The following is a 15,341-nucleotide window of genomic DNA, read 5'->3' on the forward strand; positions in this document are numbered from 1 at the left end:
TACTCTGTTTTATTGTTGGGATGCTCTAGTTTTAGGAGTCTATCCTATTAAACAAGCTGTTACCTATGGCCAAATTAACGATACAAAATAAACACGGAATCGTTCGTTTCGAAAATCAACTTCTGGACGGATACGAAAAAGTCTTTGATGAGATTTCGGAGCAGGCTTCCAGGGCACATATCCAAAACCTAACCTTGGACATGACCCCAACTAAAAAAATTACTTCCAGCGGTGTTGCAAAACTACTCACTCTTAGAAACCTTTTGGATCATTTCGGAGTAAAATTAGAGGTGGTGAATCTTCAGCCTACTCTAATGGATGTACTTCGTAAGTTCAAAGTGGATACAATGCTGCGCATCAAAGCATAAATCCCGGGAAAAAAAGTTGCATAGGCTTTAAGGCCCGAAAGAATAACTTTCGTGGCCTCTCTCCAGGTATCCGATCTTTCTAAATCCTATTTCGGAAAGGTCGCAATTTCGAATCTAAATTTCTCCATTCCAAAAAATAGGATCACAGGTTTACTTGGGCCTAATGGTGCGGGTAAAACTACTGCACTCAGAATACTTACAGGATTTGTACAGCCTGATAAAGGATCCGTATTGCTAGACGGAATCTCTTTGGAAAAAGATCCACAAATTATAAAACAAAGATTAGGTTATCTCCCTGAATCTTCCGCGATCTATCCGGATATGACTGTGGGGGAATATCTGGACTTTATAGGAAATGTTAGAGGGATGGAAATATCCTTCTTCAAAAAAAGAAAAAAAGAAGTATTAGATATTTGTGATCTAAGATCCCAGACTTTTTCTTTAGCGGGAATTTTGTCCAAAGGTACAAGACAAAGATTGGCATTAGCAGGAGCATTACTTCATGATCCGGATTGGATCGTTTTAGATGAACCTAGCTCAGGTTTAGACCCGATACAAATTTCTCATTTTAGAGATGTACTCCGAAATTTAGGAAAAGATAGAATAGTATTATTATCCACTCATATACTTTCAGAAGTAGAAGAGACCTGCGATCATGCTTTGGTCCTACATAAAGGGAACTTGGTTGCCGATCTTCCTGTTTCAGAATTCAAAAGATCTGATTCAGTTCTTCTAACAGCTAAAATAAGTAAAGACATCTTGGAAAAAATGTTAGAAGGCAAGAATATACAAATCTTCTCTTCCGAAAAAGAAGGTGAATACACTAAGTTCAGATTAGAATCTTCCTCCCTCAAACCTGAGGAAATTTTCGAGATCATCAGAAAAGAATCATTTCCGATTTTAGAATATAAGATTTCCCAAAAATCTTTAGAGTCGGTCTTTCAGGACCTGGTTTCCGGCTAAAATATGAAACTTCTCACCTTACCTCCAGGACTCGTTGCTGTTTTTAAGAAAGAATGGGCCAGTTATTTTAATACTCCAATTGGTTACGTTTTCTCTATCCTTTACTTATTCTTATCTTCCTTCTTATTCTTTTACGGTTTGGGAGAAGGTTCCTTCTGGGACAGAAAAGTTGCAGGTATGGAAGAATACTTCGTATGGACTCCCCTTTTATTCGTTGTATTTGTTCCTGCGATCACAATGAGGCTTTGGTCCGAAGAAAAAAGATCCGGAAGTTTAGAGATCTTATTCACTTTGCCCATCTCCAAATTCGAAATTGTCGCTGCAAAGTTTTTGGCCGCTTGGGCATTCTTGGGATTTACAGTTTGTTTAAGTGTTTCGATCCCATTTTTTATCTGGGCATTTGGTGATCTAGATTTAGGGATCGTATTTGCAGGATATGCAGGCTGCCTGTTACTCGGCGGAGCCTATATAAGCCTCGGGATCTTCCTTTCTTCTTTTGGAAGAGACCAGATCAGTTCCTATATTCTTACGGTTCTTGTTTGCCTTTTCTTTTTTCTATTAGGAACTCAACCGGTCCTGAAATTTTTCGGGGGTGGCCCTTCCGCATTCGCGTATTTATTCGCTCTGTCTTCCCATTTCGAGTCATTTCGTTTGGGGATATTGGATCTTTCCGATACATTTTACTTTTTGAGTTTTATCTCAGCAAATTTAGCCGGGAACGTTTTTTTTCTCAGGAGAAATTATCCATGAGAGAATTATTCCGACCTCTATTAGAAATTTCCAAATCTCCTTGGTTCGGGCTCGCGAATGGGATTCTACTCTTTGTTCTGCTAAACGGAATCTTCTCCACAATTCCATGCAAAGCTGATCTTTCTAGATCTGGAAGATTCCAGATCACTTCCAGCACTATAAAAGTATTAAAAGAACTAGATGATCCATTGTATATAGATGCTTTTTATTCTTCAGAGATCCCGGGAGAATATAAAGCAAGAGCGGAACTTAGCAAAGAACTATTAAAAGAGATCTCTAAGATAGGGAAAGAAAATGTTTCTCTGAGATTCTATGACCCTTCCGCTTCGGAAGAAGATAATAGAAAAGCAATGGAGCTTGGTTTAGAGCCTCAAATCCTACAACAAACTTCTAGGGATTCTGCCTCAGTCAAACAGGCGTTTATGGGAATCGTTCTGACCCTGGGTCATAAAACGGAGGTTTTATCTTTTGCATTCTTCACGGAAGATTTGGAATACCAGATATTAAATTCTATCCGAAAAATGCAGAGACAGGACAAGGACTCAGGAATTGTTCTTTTAAAATCTCCCGGAAATCTTTCCTTCCAAGAACAAGGTTCTCCTAAAGATAGGATAGAAATTTTCGCAAGAAGGGTTCTGAGAGGAGAATATGGTCCGATTTTAGAATTGGATCTGGAAACTGAAGATCTTCCTCCGGAAACCGAAGTAATACTTTGGATTGGTGGGGGAACTCTTTCTAAAAACACAGAACGTAAATTAGACAAGTTCATTATAGAAGGAGGAAGTTTTATCCTCCTAGCGAAAGCAATGGAGTTCAAAACAAACTCTGAAAGAGGTAGTTTCGGACTTCTTTCCGGAGATTTAGGAGCAGGCCTTGCTCAAAAAAATCCTGACTCGGAAGAAATAGTCCGCTTTTTAGAACATTATGGAATTCGAATCAACTATGATATTGTTTTAGAACCGGATCATTCTCTACCAATGGGTTCTGTGATAGAAATTGAACCTGGAGTTTTAGGAAAATATCCTTATCCACCTTGGATTGTTCCGGACCAAAAATCAAAAACTTTAGATCCAAATAGCCCATTTACAAAAAATCAGGAAAGCCTTTTGGTCCCTTGGTCTTCTAGTCTGAATATTCTTCAGGAAAAACAGAAAGAAGTAAAATTTACTATATTAGCAAAAAGTGGAACAGATGCCGAATCCAGAACGGAACCGGTTTCCTTGGGAGAAAAACAAATTTTTTCTACTCCGATCCAAACAAATGGTGGACCTTTTGTATTAGGAGTTTATGCGGAAGGAAAATTTAGTTCTTATTTTTCGGATTCCAAACAAAATCCTAAATCCATAGACACAACTAGAGAGAATAATCTCGTAAAAACAGGAAAAATTTTAGTATTCGGTTCTCCCTATTTAGTTTCCGATCTTCTGGCATTTCCTGAATTTTCAGAAATCCTGAAAAACTCCAATATTCCTTTTTTGTTAAATTCGATTGATATACTTAAAGGAGAAACGGATCTTTTAGAAGTCCGTTCCAAACAGTCGGCAGTTTTAAAATTAAAACCCTTACCATTCTTGCTAGAAACGTCGATCAGCTTATTTCATTTATTTTTGGTTCCTGGTTTATTAGCTCTTTATGCTTTCCGTAGACTGAAAAGAAGGAACGGATAATGGATTTTTTAAAATATTCGGACCTTCTCCGCAGAACATATAAAGAATATCCGCAAATCCTATTATTCTTTGGAAATATAGTTTTAGCCTTTTTACTTTTAATCGCAAAAGATCCCTGGGATTGGTTTAAAAATACTTATCAAAATTCCGAAAGTTTCTATAAAACCAAATCGGAAGAGATCCAAACGATTATCAGCGGTCGTAAGGGACAAGAAAGTATCCTGAACAGGAATCTGGATGGATGGACAGTTCAGTTGCCTTCGGGGTTGGTGCTACCAGGTGATTCTGCCAGAATTGAAGAATTGATCCAAACCTGTTTAAATTTACGTAAATTCACCCTGCTCTCAGAATCTAATTCAGTTTCTAAAGAAGAATTCGGATTAGGAGGAGATGAGCCCGTATTAGAACTAAAAACCGTTTCTGGAAATTCTCTCGGAAAAATCCTAATAGGAGCACCCGTCAGAAAAGGGAAAGGATCTTATATCCTGGATGAAAAAAATCAGATCTGGTTAGTTAAAGAAAATTTAAAATCTGTCACAGGTGGAGGCAAACTGGATTTCTTCCTAAGCAGATCTTTGGTTCCGCCCTTCCCTTCCAGAGAAAAAGTTTCCGAGATAAAAATCTCCGGACTTTCTTCCATAAATTTTAACTTAAGTAAACAAGGTGAAAATTGGATCTTAGAAACTTCCGGCGGCCAGATAATCGCTTCTTCTGAAGAAGTAGAAAACTATTTGGAAGAGATTAAAAAACTAAGTGCAGACGAAGTTCTTTTGGAAAAGTCGGAAGAACTTTCTTCGGTCCCAAAAGATAGAAATTTTAAAATAGAGATCATTACGAGTACGGATCGTTATCTAGTTTCTCCAATCGGAATGACCAAGTTAGGAAGTTATGTTTTCCAGAGAGAGGGCCTAAGTTACAGATTGGTTTTGGATCCCTGGAACCTGGAAAGGATTCTACAAAAGGATCTTGCAGACTTTTCTAACAGCTTTCCTTCCCCCTGAAGGGCTTAGAATCAATGGTTGACACTCCGAGGGGATAAAAGTTTCCTTCCTTAATACCACAACCCATAAGGAATTTGTATGGCATTAATTGAAGAATTGGATCAGCAGGGGAATTTTCTATTTCGCTGGAGATCTTATATACCAGGATTTATTCTTCTTCTTTGTCTATACTCCTTAAGCAAGTTCGAATTTTTAGAAGATTCTTACGAAATCAACTTATACTACGCCGGTGCTTGCTTTCTAGTAAGCTTACTCGGCTTAGCAGTCCGCTGTTTTGTGATAGGCTACGCTCCTGCCCGCACTTCCGGCAGAAATACAAAAGAACAAGTGGCTGATGTAGTCAACCAAGAGGGAATTTATTCCTTAGTTCGCCATCCACTTTATCTCGGAAATTTCCTAATGTATTTAGGGCCTGTTCTGTATTTCAGAGATGTACCTTTACTTCTGGTATTTGCGTTATTTTTTGGATTCTATTACGAAAGAATAATGTTCGCAGAAGAAAAATTCTTAAGAGATAAGTTCGGTCAGGACTATCTAAACTGGGCAGACAAAATCCCTGCATTCATTCCTAAATTTTCAGGTTATGTAAAACCTAAACTCGGTTTTTCTTTCCGAAATATCTTAAAAAGAGAATATCCAAGCCTATTCGGTATCTTAGTGATCTTCGTAGTATTTGATTACGCGGCGAGTTTCAAGATCGGATTCGGGGATTGGAAAGAACCTTGGGCGGTGATTACTGAGCCACAGATCTGGGCATTCGGAATCGGCGCTGCATTCTATACAATCGTTAGAGTTATAGTAAAAACCACCAAGTGGTTAGTGGTAGAAGGCCGTTAATTTTCGGCCTTCTTCTTATCTTCTCAAACGTTCGAAGTATATTCCAGATAAGATTTGAACTTCTCCCCGTCCTTGGTCAAAAAGATCGGGGTCGGGTATTCCCTTTTCAGAGGAAGTAGTGCAAAACCTTGGTCGTAAAAAACGATCTTCTCCACTTCATTCAGTTTATAACTAAATTCCGAATTTCTAGCTTGGAAACTGAATCCACCTGGGATCTCTCTAATACTCCCCTTTCCCATTCTTCTAAAACCTTTTAAAGTTTCAGGACGGATCTTCTCTTGGAGCGCTTCGTAAGGTAATCTTCCGGAAAGATCTAAGAACAGTATTCCTTCCATGGACCATTCTTCTTCCTTAGGGATTCTAGGTTGGGTGCGTTCAGGCTCAGTTACCATTTCTAAAATTTCTCCCCTTTTTGTTTCATCCCAAGTCTCAGTTCCAAATTCTTCCTCTTCCGAAACCTCAGGCTCGGATCTTTGGGATTCCATTCTTTGCCTTTCGGATAGAGGGCGGATCTTTCTTTCTTCTGCGAAAGCCTGATCCATTTGGGAATAAATTTCAGAACGTCCCTGTTTTTTAAGAGAAGCTAAAGTATCCGGGGAAATTTTTTTCTCTCTAGCTGGAGGCAGGTTTCCTGAACGGACACCAAAGTCTTTTTTAGAATTTGGCTGAAAGGAAACATAAATAAAGCAGAGGATTCCTACTAAAATGAGTGCTAAGGCAATATAGAGCATCATTATATGTATCTATCCAATTTCGCCGTTTCTGAAGCATTTTTCGGGCGGTTTTTCTCCTTTACAGATTCCAGGCGCGGGCCAGTCTTCCTTGTGAACGTAGTTTTATGACAAATCCAGACGGAATTTCAATTAAAGATATTTTATTCAAAGTCGGATCGGCAGTTTTTTTAGGGATTCTTGTCCTAATGCTGATCATCATGCTCTTAAAGCCGGATGTGGAACAAGTAGGTATAGATATGCTGGCCGGAAAGGCAAGCATCACCATGGGAAGTATTGACGACCAAAGTGTCCCAATCGATTCATTCAACGCAGCTAAAAGATTTTGTATCCAGATGTACCAAGGACAAGGCTCCGAGGCACTTTGGGCAGACTGCGCCTTCCAATCTTTAAAAGGCCAATATATTTTCCGCAAGATCGGAAATTCGGTGGGTTACACTATCACTGAAGAATCAGAAAGACAGGCTCTATGGGAAGAAGCTAAAAGAGTTTCTAAAAATTCTCTCCAAGGAGCAGGATATTCTGAAGAAGATCTGAAAAAACCGGAAGAAATTTATCGTCAGTTCCTCCAGCAGGCACCTCTACGTTTTAGGATTGATTATAAAGTGTCCCAGGCTCTTTTCCAAAACTTCCTTCCAACCGAGATCCGACGCACGGACGGAGAGCTAAATGTGCTCTCAGAAGCTTCCGGTGCAAGAGTGGATCTGGACGCAGTTTTATATACGGAAGAAGACCTAGTCAAAGCTTCCGAAAGAAATCTGGAGCCTACCGACGCTCAATTAAAAGAACTTTACGATAAAGAATCCCTAGATCCAAATACCTTAAAAGGTAAAGATGGTAAGGCGATCCCATTCGAGGAAAGAAAAACAGTTCTCAGAAGTAAGTATTTAGTAGAAGCACGTAAGAACTCTTTAGAGTCTTTAAAAGCAAAACTAGTCACTCTACAAAACGAGCCGGACGGTTTACAAAAGATCGCTACACTTTTAGGAAGACAAACTGTTTCTCTTAAGAATAAATCTCTTTCCGACCTAAAAAAGATCAACCTAGGTAAAGATATATTCTCTTTAACTTCCGATAAAAAGTTCTTACAGGATTTGAGCCTTCCAGGTTTGACCCAAAAGAAAAATATCGGACCATATAGAGAAGGAGAAAAATACGCGATCGTTTCCTTCTCCGGAGTCAAATTAGGAACCCCTGATCCGACATTCTTGAGAACCAGGGATAACGGCTCCTTACTCACTGCAATACTCATGGAAATTCCACAATCCCTAGAGGAAAGTATCAAAGTCGAACGAGCATCCGTTAGATCCGTTTCGGAGGAATAATGCAAATCCGCGCCGAGTTAGTAAACCCATTCCTGGAAGCAGCTACAATTGTATTCCGGGATATATTACAGACCGACCTGATCCGTGGAAAGATCGGTATCAAAGACACTCCAGAAACCACACTGGAACTTGCGATCATCATCGGAGTTTTGGGAACGTTTAACGGAGAAGTGATCTACGGTTTGAACTACGACGCGGCTTATAAAATTTCCAAGAAGCTGATGCCAGGTATGAGCGACGACGATATCAAAAATGAATATAAAGATATCTTAGGTGAGATCGCAAACATGACTACAGGTAACGCGATGAATATTTTCGCTACTGCAGGTCAGTCGATCGAGATCACTGCTCCGAATATCGTGGATGCAAAAAATGAAACGATTAAGATCCCTAAAAAACAAGCATTAGGGATCAGTCTATTTTCTAAATTCGGAAAATTAGAAGTAAACGTAGCTTTAACTTAAAGATCGCTTTTTGCGAAAGATTCCATTTCCGTTCTCAAGGGGGAATACACTCCTTGGGATTCGGAAACAGACTTATCTAAATATTTTTTTAGAAACCTTTTGGCCCACTCCCCTTCTCCTGCCTTATAGCTGGATTTAAAAAGTAAATAAGCGCCTAATTCTTTTTCTTCTCTTTGTCTTTTGAATTCTCTGGAATTTGAATCTTCCGCATTCGGGAAAGTTTTGCCGAAACGATTCCAAAAATCCATTAGGTAACTACGGGCATCCGAATATCTTCCCATTCTGAAAAGCATATCGCCTAATTGTAATAAAGCCCTGGATCTATATTCTCCTTCTCCCTCAGTTGCGGTTCTAAGAAGAATGGACTCTGCTTCCGAATTTTTGCCCTGAGCTCTAAGAGATCTTGCAGTCTCCAAAGAAGTTTTCCATCTGGAATCGTCTTCCGCTGCTGGAGCTTCCGCATTTGAATCCGGAGCCTTTGTATTTTCTAATTTAGATAATTCTAATTTTGCTTGAGAACTTGCAGTTCCTTCTGTTGATGCAGCCTTACCAAATTCTTCTTTAGCAGCATCTTTTTGTCCGTTTCTAAGACGTAAAAGCCCTCTTTCGTAAGCGGCTCTACTTGGATCAGTAGTCTCCTTCTTCTTGCCGTTTTTTTTATCTTTTTTATCCGCAAGATTTGGAAGTTTTGTTTTTTTCTCTTTTGCAGGTTCTGAAGCAGCTTGTTTTGTTTCCGCAATTTTTGGTTCTTCACCGTCTGCTGATCTAATTTCGGAAACTGATTCTGCTCCAGCTTGCTCCGGTTTTTGTTCCGCAACTACAGAACTCGCATCGATCGGAGGAAGAGGTTCATCCGGAGAAGTTCCCTTAGAAGAAAAATTCCCTTCGTTTGGTTCCGGAATTGGCAGAGGAAAGTCCGCCGAGATCTGATTTGCTAAAAGAAAAATACTAAAATAAAGAATAATATATTTCATTTCATTCTCCCCTAGGCCTTTGTTCTTTTCTAGGAGGGCGACTCAACCTGGACTCTTCCTTTTCCCCAGGAAGTTCTCTACTAGGTTGTTTTGCGCTCGGTTCCAAACGAGGAGAATCTGAGCCCTTATCGCTAGGAGCTAAATCCTCACGAGCAGGCCTTTCGTTTTCTGTCGGAAAGAAAACTCTAGAATCACCATCCTTCATTTTAGAATTACGGATTGTATCAGACTCTTCCAGCTCAGGTTTAGGAGCAGAAGGATCCATCTTCGGTTTTTCCAAACTATATCTTTCTATATCCAAAGAAGAACTTCCGGAATCCGAGTAGGAAGGGTCGCTCCATCTTACGTCCTTTCTTTTCCGATTATATTCTCTTTCTATATCTTCTAAAAATAGGGCCTTACGATCCAATTCTTTGGCCTGGTCCTCTTCTCCAGCTAAAGCCAAACCTTTTTGGAAACTGAACCACCCTAGGACCATCGCGACCAGGACCGCCAAGCTGAGAGCAGCGGTTCCAATCGTTTTTACCACTTTTGGAGGGAGATTCCCCAGAACCTGGTCTATCGATACCCTGATATTGGTCAGAATGGAGAATGGGTTGAATGCCATAGTATTACCCTAGGATCATCGGCCGATTTGCCGATTTTTCAAGGACATAATTTTTCAAAAAAGGAAGGGTTGTAGTAACTTCGACATACAAGATCCAGTCTGAAAATAAACAAATTTCGGAGTTTTTCAGTCCCCGGCCATTAAGTCTTTTTACAGGTTTTCGATTGTAAAAAATAGGATGGGACTTACTCTCCAACAACGGCCCCCCAGGATGAGCGACTCGATCCGCAATTTTACAGAATCACTATTAAAAGATCTAGAAGAGAACGAAAACGGATTTTTCAAGGTGGAAAATCTGGACGGACTCGCCTATCTCACGATCTTCCCCGCCGGAAAAAAAGGAAAGGAAGTAGAATATCGTGAAATTCTAAAACGATTGGATGTATTTAAAATTTCAGGTATTGGCGAAGAAGAAGTCAAACGTATCTTAAAGGCCAAAGACTCGGAACCACATCTGGTCGGGAAATGGCCAGGCAAACCGGAAGCATCCAGCCTCGACTTAAAAATTTCAGAAGATAAAATGACCGTCCATGGAATTCTCCACCCACCAAAATTCGGCGGAAAATTATTAACTAGAGACGAGGTCCTTGCCCAATTACAATCCAACGGGATCGTTTTTGGGATTATAGAAGAATCAATACTCAAACTTTCTCAAGCAGAAGATTATGGAAAAAGAACTCTAGTCGCCCAAGGTGAATCCCCTATTCCTGGAAAAGATGGGGATATACGTATTTTATTCCAACACCCAGGCACACCAACTTTGGAAGAAGACGAATTCGGAAGAGTGGATTTCAAAAATATACAGATCATCCAAAGTGTGAAAAAGAACCAAAAACTTGCGGAAAAAGTTTCTCCTTCTCCTGGCAAACCGGGTAAAAACGTAAGAGGAGAAGTTCTCCCATTCGAAGAAGGTAAATTAGCTGAATGGAAACTAGGTCCTAATGTTAAAATTTCCGAAGATGGAAATATAGTACAATCTCTTATAGACGGCCGGCCTCTCATTGATCGTTTCGGTGTCATTCGTGTGGATGAGGTTTGTTTACTGGAGAATGTGGACTTCTCCACAGGAAATATTAATTTTCCAGGTACAATCATTGTAGAAGAATCTATCGCGGACGGTTTTACGCTTGAGACTGACGGATCCATCATAGTTAAAAAATCAGTGGGTAAAGTTTTCTTAAAAGCAAAAGGAGATATCGTTCTTTCCGGAGGATTTATGGGAAGAAACGGAGGAATGATAGAATCGGGTGCAGATATCTATGCAAAATTTATAGAACAAGGAAAGATGATCGCTAAGAATTCCATCTTCATAGAAGAAGCTGCGATGCACTCCGAACTAATCGCCGGAGAATCCGTGGTAGTCAGAGGTGGAAGAGGAGAAATCATCGGTGGTCAATGTGTCGCAGGAAAAATGATTACCTGTACAAAACTAGGCGCTATCGTAGAAACGAAAACTGTACTTAGTTGCGGAATGCCTCCTGAACTTCTTTCCGAATTAGAAGATCTAAAATCAGAAATTCGTAAAAACCAAGATATATTAAAAAAAGTAGATACTAGTATCCAAAAACTAAGCGATGATTCTCAAAGAAGAAACCTTAGCCCTGAAGAAAAAGACAGCCTACCAAAACTGCAAGCAATCCGTCAAAAATACAGTTCTATCTTAGAAAATCTGTTTGCTCAGGAACAATCGGCCATACTATCCTTCGATCCTGATAAAAATTCATTTATAGAAGTAGAAAGGGAAATTTTCCCAGGGGTAGAAGCAAACCTGGGTAGAAACAAAAAGTTCAGCGTGAAACTAAAAGAAATCCCGGGTCCTTCTTTCTTATATTTAGGAGGAGATGGACAAATCGCCCATTCTAAGGTAAAACCAAAACGACTCGGACTTTTACAGGAAGAATCCTCTGAATCCGAATCTTCTACAGATTAAAAGAATTACTTGGCTTTTGCCAAACACTACTAGCAGTTTTTTTCGGTCTATTTCAGTTTCCGTCCGGAAATAACTCTCTACAAGACGGGATGCCGCCAGCCTGCTCCATTTCGGAACAAGGAGTTTTGAGAAGGTCATCCATACAACGTTTCACTTTTCCGATCTGCTGGTCGGTTACTTTCTCGTAATCGTCTGGAAGAATGGACTGGTTACTTTGTTCCGCCATACATTGGTCCAAAGAAGAAAATCCGGACTTAGCGGCATTCTGCTCTCCAGAAGGAAGTGACTCCAGATATTGAGCGGAACATTCTAAATTCTTTTTACATAACTCTTTAATATAATTTTGGCTAAGTTCCTTCACTTCTTCTTTGGATAAGGAAGGTCCCTTTCGGCATGAAAGAATAAAGATCGAAAATACGAGTATAGAGATAAATTTCATTTGGGTCATCGAAAGCATACGCTTGGATTATACAGAATAGACGGACAATTCTATTATTCTGCAAGCCGTTCTTTTTAATTATTTCATTTTTGTGAGAATCAGGCGATTCCCTTTTCCGGACTGGTCTATATAAAAATGGTCCGTTAGTTTTCGGACCAGGTATAATCCGATCCCTTCTTCCCTATAATCTCCTGGATCGTATCCCCTGATCTCGGAAATATTTTTTTGAACTCCGAAATCCCTGATACGAACTTCCATACGATTCTCAAGAACAGTAACTTCTAAAAAAATCGGATAATTCGTTTTTCCAAGATAAGCGTGTTTAATCACGTTCAAAAGACATTCCCCGACTGCCAATTTCAGATCGGCAGCATCATAAAGGGAAAATCCTGATTCTCTTGCTAGGTTATAAACGAAATTCCGCGCTACAGTCACGTAACGCGGATGGGAAGGAACTTGTATCCTAAATTGATTCGAATAGTCGTTTTTTTTGATCTCGGCCAAAATTAGGTCCGGGGAAATTTATCCTCTAGGATGGAATTTCTTATGAACTTCCTTTAGAGTTTTATTCGCCATATGAGTATAGATCTGGGTAGTCGAAATATCGATATGCCCCAAAAGTTCCTGAACCGATTTTAGATCTGCGTGATTTTCCAACAAGTGGGTCGCGAAAGAGTGTCTCAGAGTATGTGGAGTCACTTTTTTCTTGATGTTTGTTCTTTTGATATAATGGTTCAGAAGTCTCCAAACGGACTTTCTATTGATGAAAGATCCTTTTTTAGAAACGAAAAGATAGTCACAATTTCTGTTTTTCAGAATATAAGGTCTGCTTTGTTTTAAGTAACGATTCAGAATGTCCAAAGATTTTTCACCGAATGGTACTAGTCTTTGGCGTCCACCTTTACCTTCTACGGTTAAAGTCATTCCGGACATATCCATGTCGGTCAGTCTTAGGTTACATGCTTCCGAGATCCTAAGTCCGGAAGAATATAGAAGTTCGAAAATACATTTGTCTCTGAGTTCATAGAGATTATCCTCTTTGATCACATTGAACAATTCCTCGATCTCTTCTTGGGTCAGATAATCTGGAATAGATCTCATCACTTCCGGAGTTTCGATCTTCTCCGTTGGATTTGAATCCAGCTTCTTTTCGTCTTTTAGAAATTTATAAAATTGGCGAATGGCAACCACTTCACGAGCGATCGTCTTTGCGGAGATCTTGCGGTTTCGTTCTTCGTTTAAGAAACGAACTATGTCGTTCGCTTGGACTTCCAGGAAGTCGATATGTTCCTTTTCGAGGAAGTTCTTAAACTTGTTCAGATCGTATCCGTACGAGTAAATGGAATTGTCGCTCAGACCCTTCTCAACCGAGAGGTATTCTTGAAAATTTTGGAGTAGATTCTTATGAGAAGATGTCACTTTCTTAGTCCCGCTTCCGATTATTACAGTACTAAATCCTTCGGACAAATTCTCCCTCGAGATTGAAACTTTTTTAAGATTGCGGCACGAGGAGGCCCGTAAATTGTACAAATTCGACGGGCCGACATAACAAAAAACCGCCCTTTTTCTTATCCCCTAAGGGAAAAAAAACTATGGAAATGAGACAGAAGTTCCGATACGCCATAATTTTGCTTATGTCCCAAATTGCTTTGAATTGCGATTCCTCAGGTGAGTTAGCAAGTAAGGCGAGAGAAAAAGAAGCACAAGGCAACACTGCAGAGGCTTTATATTATTACGATTTAGCACTTCGAGAAAATCCGGAAAATTTTACTGCGAATAAAAATTTAGGAATTCTTTTAGCGGAAAGTGGAGAAGCACCAGGATCCGCTGCACTCTATCTAGAAAAAGCTCTCAAAAAAGATCCCAAAAATCCGGAGATACTTCTTTATCTTTTAGAAATTTATCTATTAGCAGGATCCAGAGACGAGACTGAAACCGTTTTGCGGGGATTTTCGGAAAGTTGGGACAAGGATAGAGAGAGTTTAGCCAGGTTTTTAAGTTCTTGTATCTTAGATTCCAAGAAAAATGTTTCGGAAAGGAAACGTTTTGTAGAGAACCGGATCCCAGAATCAAATCCAGCGTCTAAAAGATTGTTTGAATTCTGTGGGAAAAAACTCTACGAGGAAACTTCAGGTAAATGAGAGAGGTTACCTATTCCAGGAAAATTCGTTTTCAGTTTTTATTATATTCTGTTTTTCTTTTTTTACTTTTAGAAGTTTTACTCAGACTTCCCTACTTCCCTTCCGTTCAATTCAGATTGGAAGATAAAAAACTGCATTGCCTAGAAACTTCCGGGGGCCTTTTCTCCATCCCTTGGATGAGACTTTGCCCGAATCAAAGTTTAGAATTGTATCATCCGGAAAAAAATATTAGGTATCGTGTTTCTACTGATTTTAGAGGAGAAAGGATCACTTATAGAGTTGGCGCGGATGTAAATGACATTTCAGGTGGGAATTCATCCAAGCAAGATGTGCCGGAAGTTTGGGTTTTAGGAGATTCTGTTGCTTTAGGCTATTTAGTATCCGACCAGGAAAGTCTTCCTTGGGCTTTAAATTCAATTTTAGAGCAAAAGAATACCCGGATCAGGGTCAGAAATTTAGGAGTGGATGCGCTAGGGAGTTTCGGAATCCAAGAAAGACTAACCGAAGTTTTGAAGGATTCTTCTCCGCCCATTGTTGCCTATTGGATCTATCATATATCTGATTTTACTGATTCTTATAGAGAATTACAGTTACAGAATTCTGTTAAAAAAAGAATATTTGTACGAGTTTCCTATATTCTTTCTAAATACAGCGCAGTATTTAACACATTCAAAATTGTTTATGAAAGATACAAGCCAGAGTCTGCGGAAAACCTAGTGATCCCTTCCAGCGGTTCCGTTTTGGGTCCAGATCATCCTCATAGAAAAGCGGCCATTTCTTTATTTGAATTTGTAAAAGAAAAGAAGATCCCTCTTGTTCTCGTATTTCTTCCCGAGCCGAACGAAAAGTACGAGCCCGTGGTAGATTCCGCCCTGGTGAAGGAAGTCAGACAGATCGCGATCGATTCCGGAATTCCCGTGTTGGACCTCCAACAAACGATTTACGATTATTGGAAGAAAGACTCTCAAGAGATTTTTCTTCCGAAAGACGGTCATCCGAATCCTAGTCTGTATCGTTTCATTGCTTCCGAGATAGAGAAGGACATTCATTAGAATATTTTCACACGAAGCTCACAAAGAACACAAAGGATGAGTTTGTGTAGGAACTCCTGCAAATGAATCTCTCTGTGGTCTTCGTGCTTCTG

At 39.7% G+C, this 15,341-nt stretch carries 17 protein-coding genes; 11 read left to right on the forward strand and 6 right to left on the reverse strand.

Annotated features, from left to right (window positions below):
- The first annotated feature begins 65 nt into the window (after positions 1-65).
- The 6 genes from CH377_RS15795 (at position 66) to lmtA (ending at position 5,586) form a co-directional block, all read left to right on the forward strand.
- A complete protein-coding gene (locus tag CH377_RS15795; protein ID WP_100707228.1) occupies positions 66-368 on the forward strand; it encodes an STAS domain-containing protein in 303 nt (100 codons plus the stop codon).
- A gap of 51 nt (positions 369-419) precedes the next feature.
- Positions 420-1,331 (forward strand): ABC transporter ATP-binding protein, encoded by a 912-nt coding sequence (locus CH377_RS15800; RefSeq protein WP_100724718.1) that lies wholly within the window; start codon positions 420-422, stop codon positions 1,329-1,331.
- Between the two features lie 3 nt (positions 1,332-1,334).
- Positions 1,335-2,081, forward strand: a complete 747-nt coding sequence (locus CH377_RS15805) for an ABC transporter permease subunit (protein ID WP_100724719.1) — start codon at positions 1,335-1,337, stop codon at positions 2,079-2,081.
- Entirely contained in the window at positions 2,078-3,748 is a 1,671-nt protein-coding gene (locus CH377_RS15810; RefSeq protein ID WP_100724720.1) for a GldG family protein, read from the forward strand. The genes CH377_RS15805 and CH377_RS15810 overlap by 4 nt, the downstream gene beginning before the upstream one ends.
- Positions 3,748-4,749 carry a DUF4340 domain-containing protein gene (locus CH377_RS15815; RefSeq protein WP_100724721.1) on the forward strand — a complete coding sequence of 334 codons (1,002 nt, stop codon included), beginning with the start codon at positions 3,748-3,750 and terminating at the stop codon, positions 4,747-4,749. Before CH377_RS15810 ends, CH377_RS15815 begins: the two co-directional genes overlap by 1 nt.
- Before the next feature lie 78 nt (positions 4,750-4,827).
- A complete protein-coding gene (lmtA, locus tag CH377_RS15820) occupies positions 4,828-5,586 on the forward strand; it encodes a lipid A Kdo2 1-phosphate O-methyltransferase (protein ID WP_100724722.1) in 759 nt (252 codons plus the stop codon).
- 23 nt (positions 5,587-5,609) lie between these two features.
- On the opposite strand, the gene CH377_RS15825 is transcribed toward lmtA, so the two are convergent.
- A complete protein-coding gene (locus CH377_RS15825; RefSeq protein ID WP_100724723.1) occupies positions 5,610-6,320 on the reverse strand; it encodes an LIC_11490 family protein in 711 nt (236 codons plus the stop codon).
- Positions 6,321-6,424: 104 nt separating this feature from the next.
- On the opposite strand from CH377_RS15825, the gene CH377_RS15830 reads away from it, so the two are divergent.
- Positions 6,425-7,642: a hypothetical protein gene (locus CH377_RS15830; RefSeq protein ID WP_100724724.1), complete on the forward strand. Its 1,218-nt coding sequence runs from the start codon at positions 6,425-6,427 to the stop codon at positions 7,640-7,642.
- On the forward strand, positions 7,642-8,106 hold the full coding sequence (locus CH377_RS15835; RefSeq protein ID WP_086446434.1) for a chemotaxis protein CheX: 465 nt from the start codon (positions 7,642-7,644) through the stop codon (positions 8,104-8,106). The genes CH377_RS15830 and CH377_RS15835 overlap by 1 nt, the downstream gene beginning before the upstream one ends.
- On the opposite strand, the gene CH377_RS15840 is transcribed toward CH377_RS15835, so the two are convergent.
- Positions 8,103-9,080, reverse strand: coding sequence for a tetratricopeptide repeat protein (locus CH377_RS15840; protein WP_100724725.1), 978 nt, complete (start codon positions 9,078-9,080; stop codon positions 8,103-8,105). The genes CH377_RS15835 and CH377_RS15840 overlap by 4 nt on opposite strands.
- Before the next feature lies 1 nt (position 9,081).
- Positions 9,082-9,687: an LIC_11485 family protein gene (locus CH377_RS15845; protein ID WP_100724726.1), complete on the reverse strand. Its 606-nt coding sequence runs from the start codon at positions 9,685-9,687 to the stop codon at positions 9,082-9,084.
- Between the two features lie 211 nt (positions 9,688-9,898).
- Between CH377_RS15845 and CH377_RS15855 the strand changes: the two genes are divergently transcribed.
- Entirely contained in the window at positions 9,899-11,617 is a 1,719-nt protein-coding gene (locus CH377_RS15855; protein WP_100724728.1) for a DUF342 domain-containing protein, read from the forward strand.
- 52 nt (positions 11,618-11,669) lie between these two features.
- On the opposite strand, the gene CH377_RS15860 is transcribed toward CH377_RS15855, so the two are convergent.
- From CH377_RS15860 to xerD, 3 genes are read right to left on the reverse strand one after another with little or no spacing between them, the layout of a single operon-like run.
- Entirely contained in the window at positions 11,670-12,074 is a 405-nt protein-coding gene (locus CH377_RS15860; protein ID WP_100724729.1) for an LA_2478/LA_2722/LA_4182 family protein, read from the reverse strand.
- Positions 12,075-12,134: 60 nt separating this feature from the next.
- Positions 12,135-12,560, reverse strand: coding sequence for an ATP-binding protein (locus CH377_RS15865; protein WP_100724730.1), 426 nt, complete (start codon positions 12,558-12,560; stop codon positions 12,135-12,137).
- Positions 12,561-12,578: 18 nt separating this feature from the next.
- Positions 12,579-13,475: a site-specific tyrosine recombinase XerD gene (gene xerD / locus CH377_RS15870; protein WP_100724756.1), complete on the reverse strand. Its 897-nt coding sequence runs from the start codon at positions 13,473-13,475 to the stop codon at positions 12,579-12,581.
- Between the two features lie 173 nt (positions 13,476-13,648).
- On the opposite strand from xerD, the gene CH377_RS15875 reads away from it, so the two are divergent.
- Both CH377_RS15875 and CH377_RS15880 read left to right on the forward strand, forming a co-directional pair.
- Positions 13,649-14,197 (forward strand): tetratricopeptide repeat protein, encoded by a 549-nt coding sequence (locus tag CH377_RS15875; RefSeq protein ID WP_100724731.1) that lies wholly within the window; start codon positions 13,649-13,651, stop codon positions 14,195-14,197.
- Positions 14,194-15,249, forward strand: a complete 1,056-nt coding sequence (locus CH377_RS15880) for an LA_2486 family SGNH/GDSL-type esterase (protein WP_100724732.1) — start codon at positions 14,194-14,196, stop codon at positions 15,247-15,249. Before CH377_RS15875 ends, CH377_RS15880 begins: the two co-directional genes overlap by 4 nt.
- Positions 15,250-15,341: the final 92 nt, after the last annotated feature.

The organism is Leptospira haakeii (assembly GCF_002812045.1).
Classification (GTDB): domain Bacteria; phylum Spirochaetota; class Leptospiria; order Leptospirales; family Leptospiraceae; genus Leptospira_B; species Leptospira_B haakeii.

Coding starts and splice junctions, on each gene's coding strand:
- CH377_RS15830 (WP_100724724.1), top strand. CDS start 6,425: ATGACAAATCCAGACGGAATTTCAATTAAAGATATTTTATTCAAAGTC.
- CH377_RS15845 (WP_100724726.1), bottom strand. CDS start 9,687: ATGGCATTCAACCCATTCTCCATTCTGACCAATATCAGGGTATCGATA.
- CH377_RS15880 (WP_100724732.1), top strand. CDS start 14,194: ATGAGAGAGGTTACCTATTCCAGGAAAATTCGTTTTCAGTTTTTATTA.
- CH377_RS15810 (WP_100724720.1), top strand. CDS start 2,078: ATGAGAGAATTATTCCGACCTCTATTAGAAATTTCCAAATCTCCTTGG.
- CH377_RS15875 (WP_100724731.1), top strand. CDS start 13,649: ATGGAAATGAGACAGAAGTTCCGATACGCCATAATTTTGCTTATGTCC.
- CH377_RS15805 (WP_100724719.1), top strand. CDS start 1,335: ATGAAACTTCTCACCTTACCTCCAGGACTCGTTGCTGTTTTTAAGAAA.
- CH377_RS15825 (WP_100724723.1), bottom strand. CDS start 6,320: ATGATGCTCTATATTGCCTTAGCACTCATTTTAGTAGGAATCCTCTGC.
- CH377_RS15835 (WP_086446434.1), top strand. CDS start 7,642: ATGCAAATCCGCGCCGAGTTAGTAAACCCATTCCTGGAAGCAGCTACA.
- CH377_RS15860 (WP_100724729.1), bottom strand. CDS start 12,074: ATGCTTTCGATGACCCAAATGAAATTTATCTCTATACTCGTATTTTCG.
- CH377_RS15840 (WP_100724725.1), bottom strand. CDS start 9,080: ATGAAATATATTATTCTTTATTTTAGTATTTTTCTTTTAGCAAATCAG.
- lmtA (WP_100724722.1), top strand. CDS start 4,828: ATGGCATTAATTGAAGAATTGGATCAGCAGGGGAATTTTCTATTTCGC.
- CH377_RS15795 (WP_100707228.1), top strand. CDS start 66: ATGGCCAAATTAACGATACAAAATAAACACGGAATCGTTCGTTTCGAA.
- CH377_RS15855 (WP_100724728.1), top strand. CDS start 9,899: ATGAGCGACTCGATCCGCAATTTTACAGAATCACTATTAAAAGATCTA.
- CH377_RS15815 (WP_100724721.1), top strand. CDS start 3,748: ATGGATTTTTTAAAATATTCGGACCTTCTCCGCAGAACATATAAAGAA.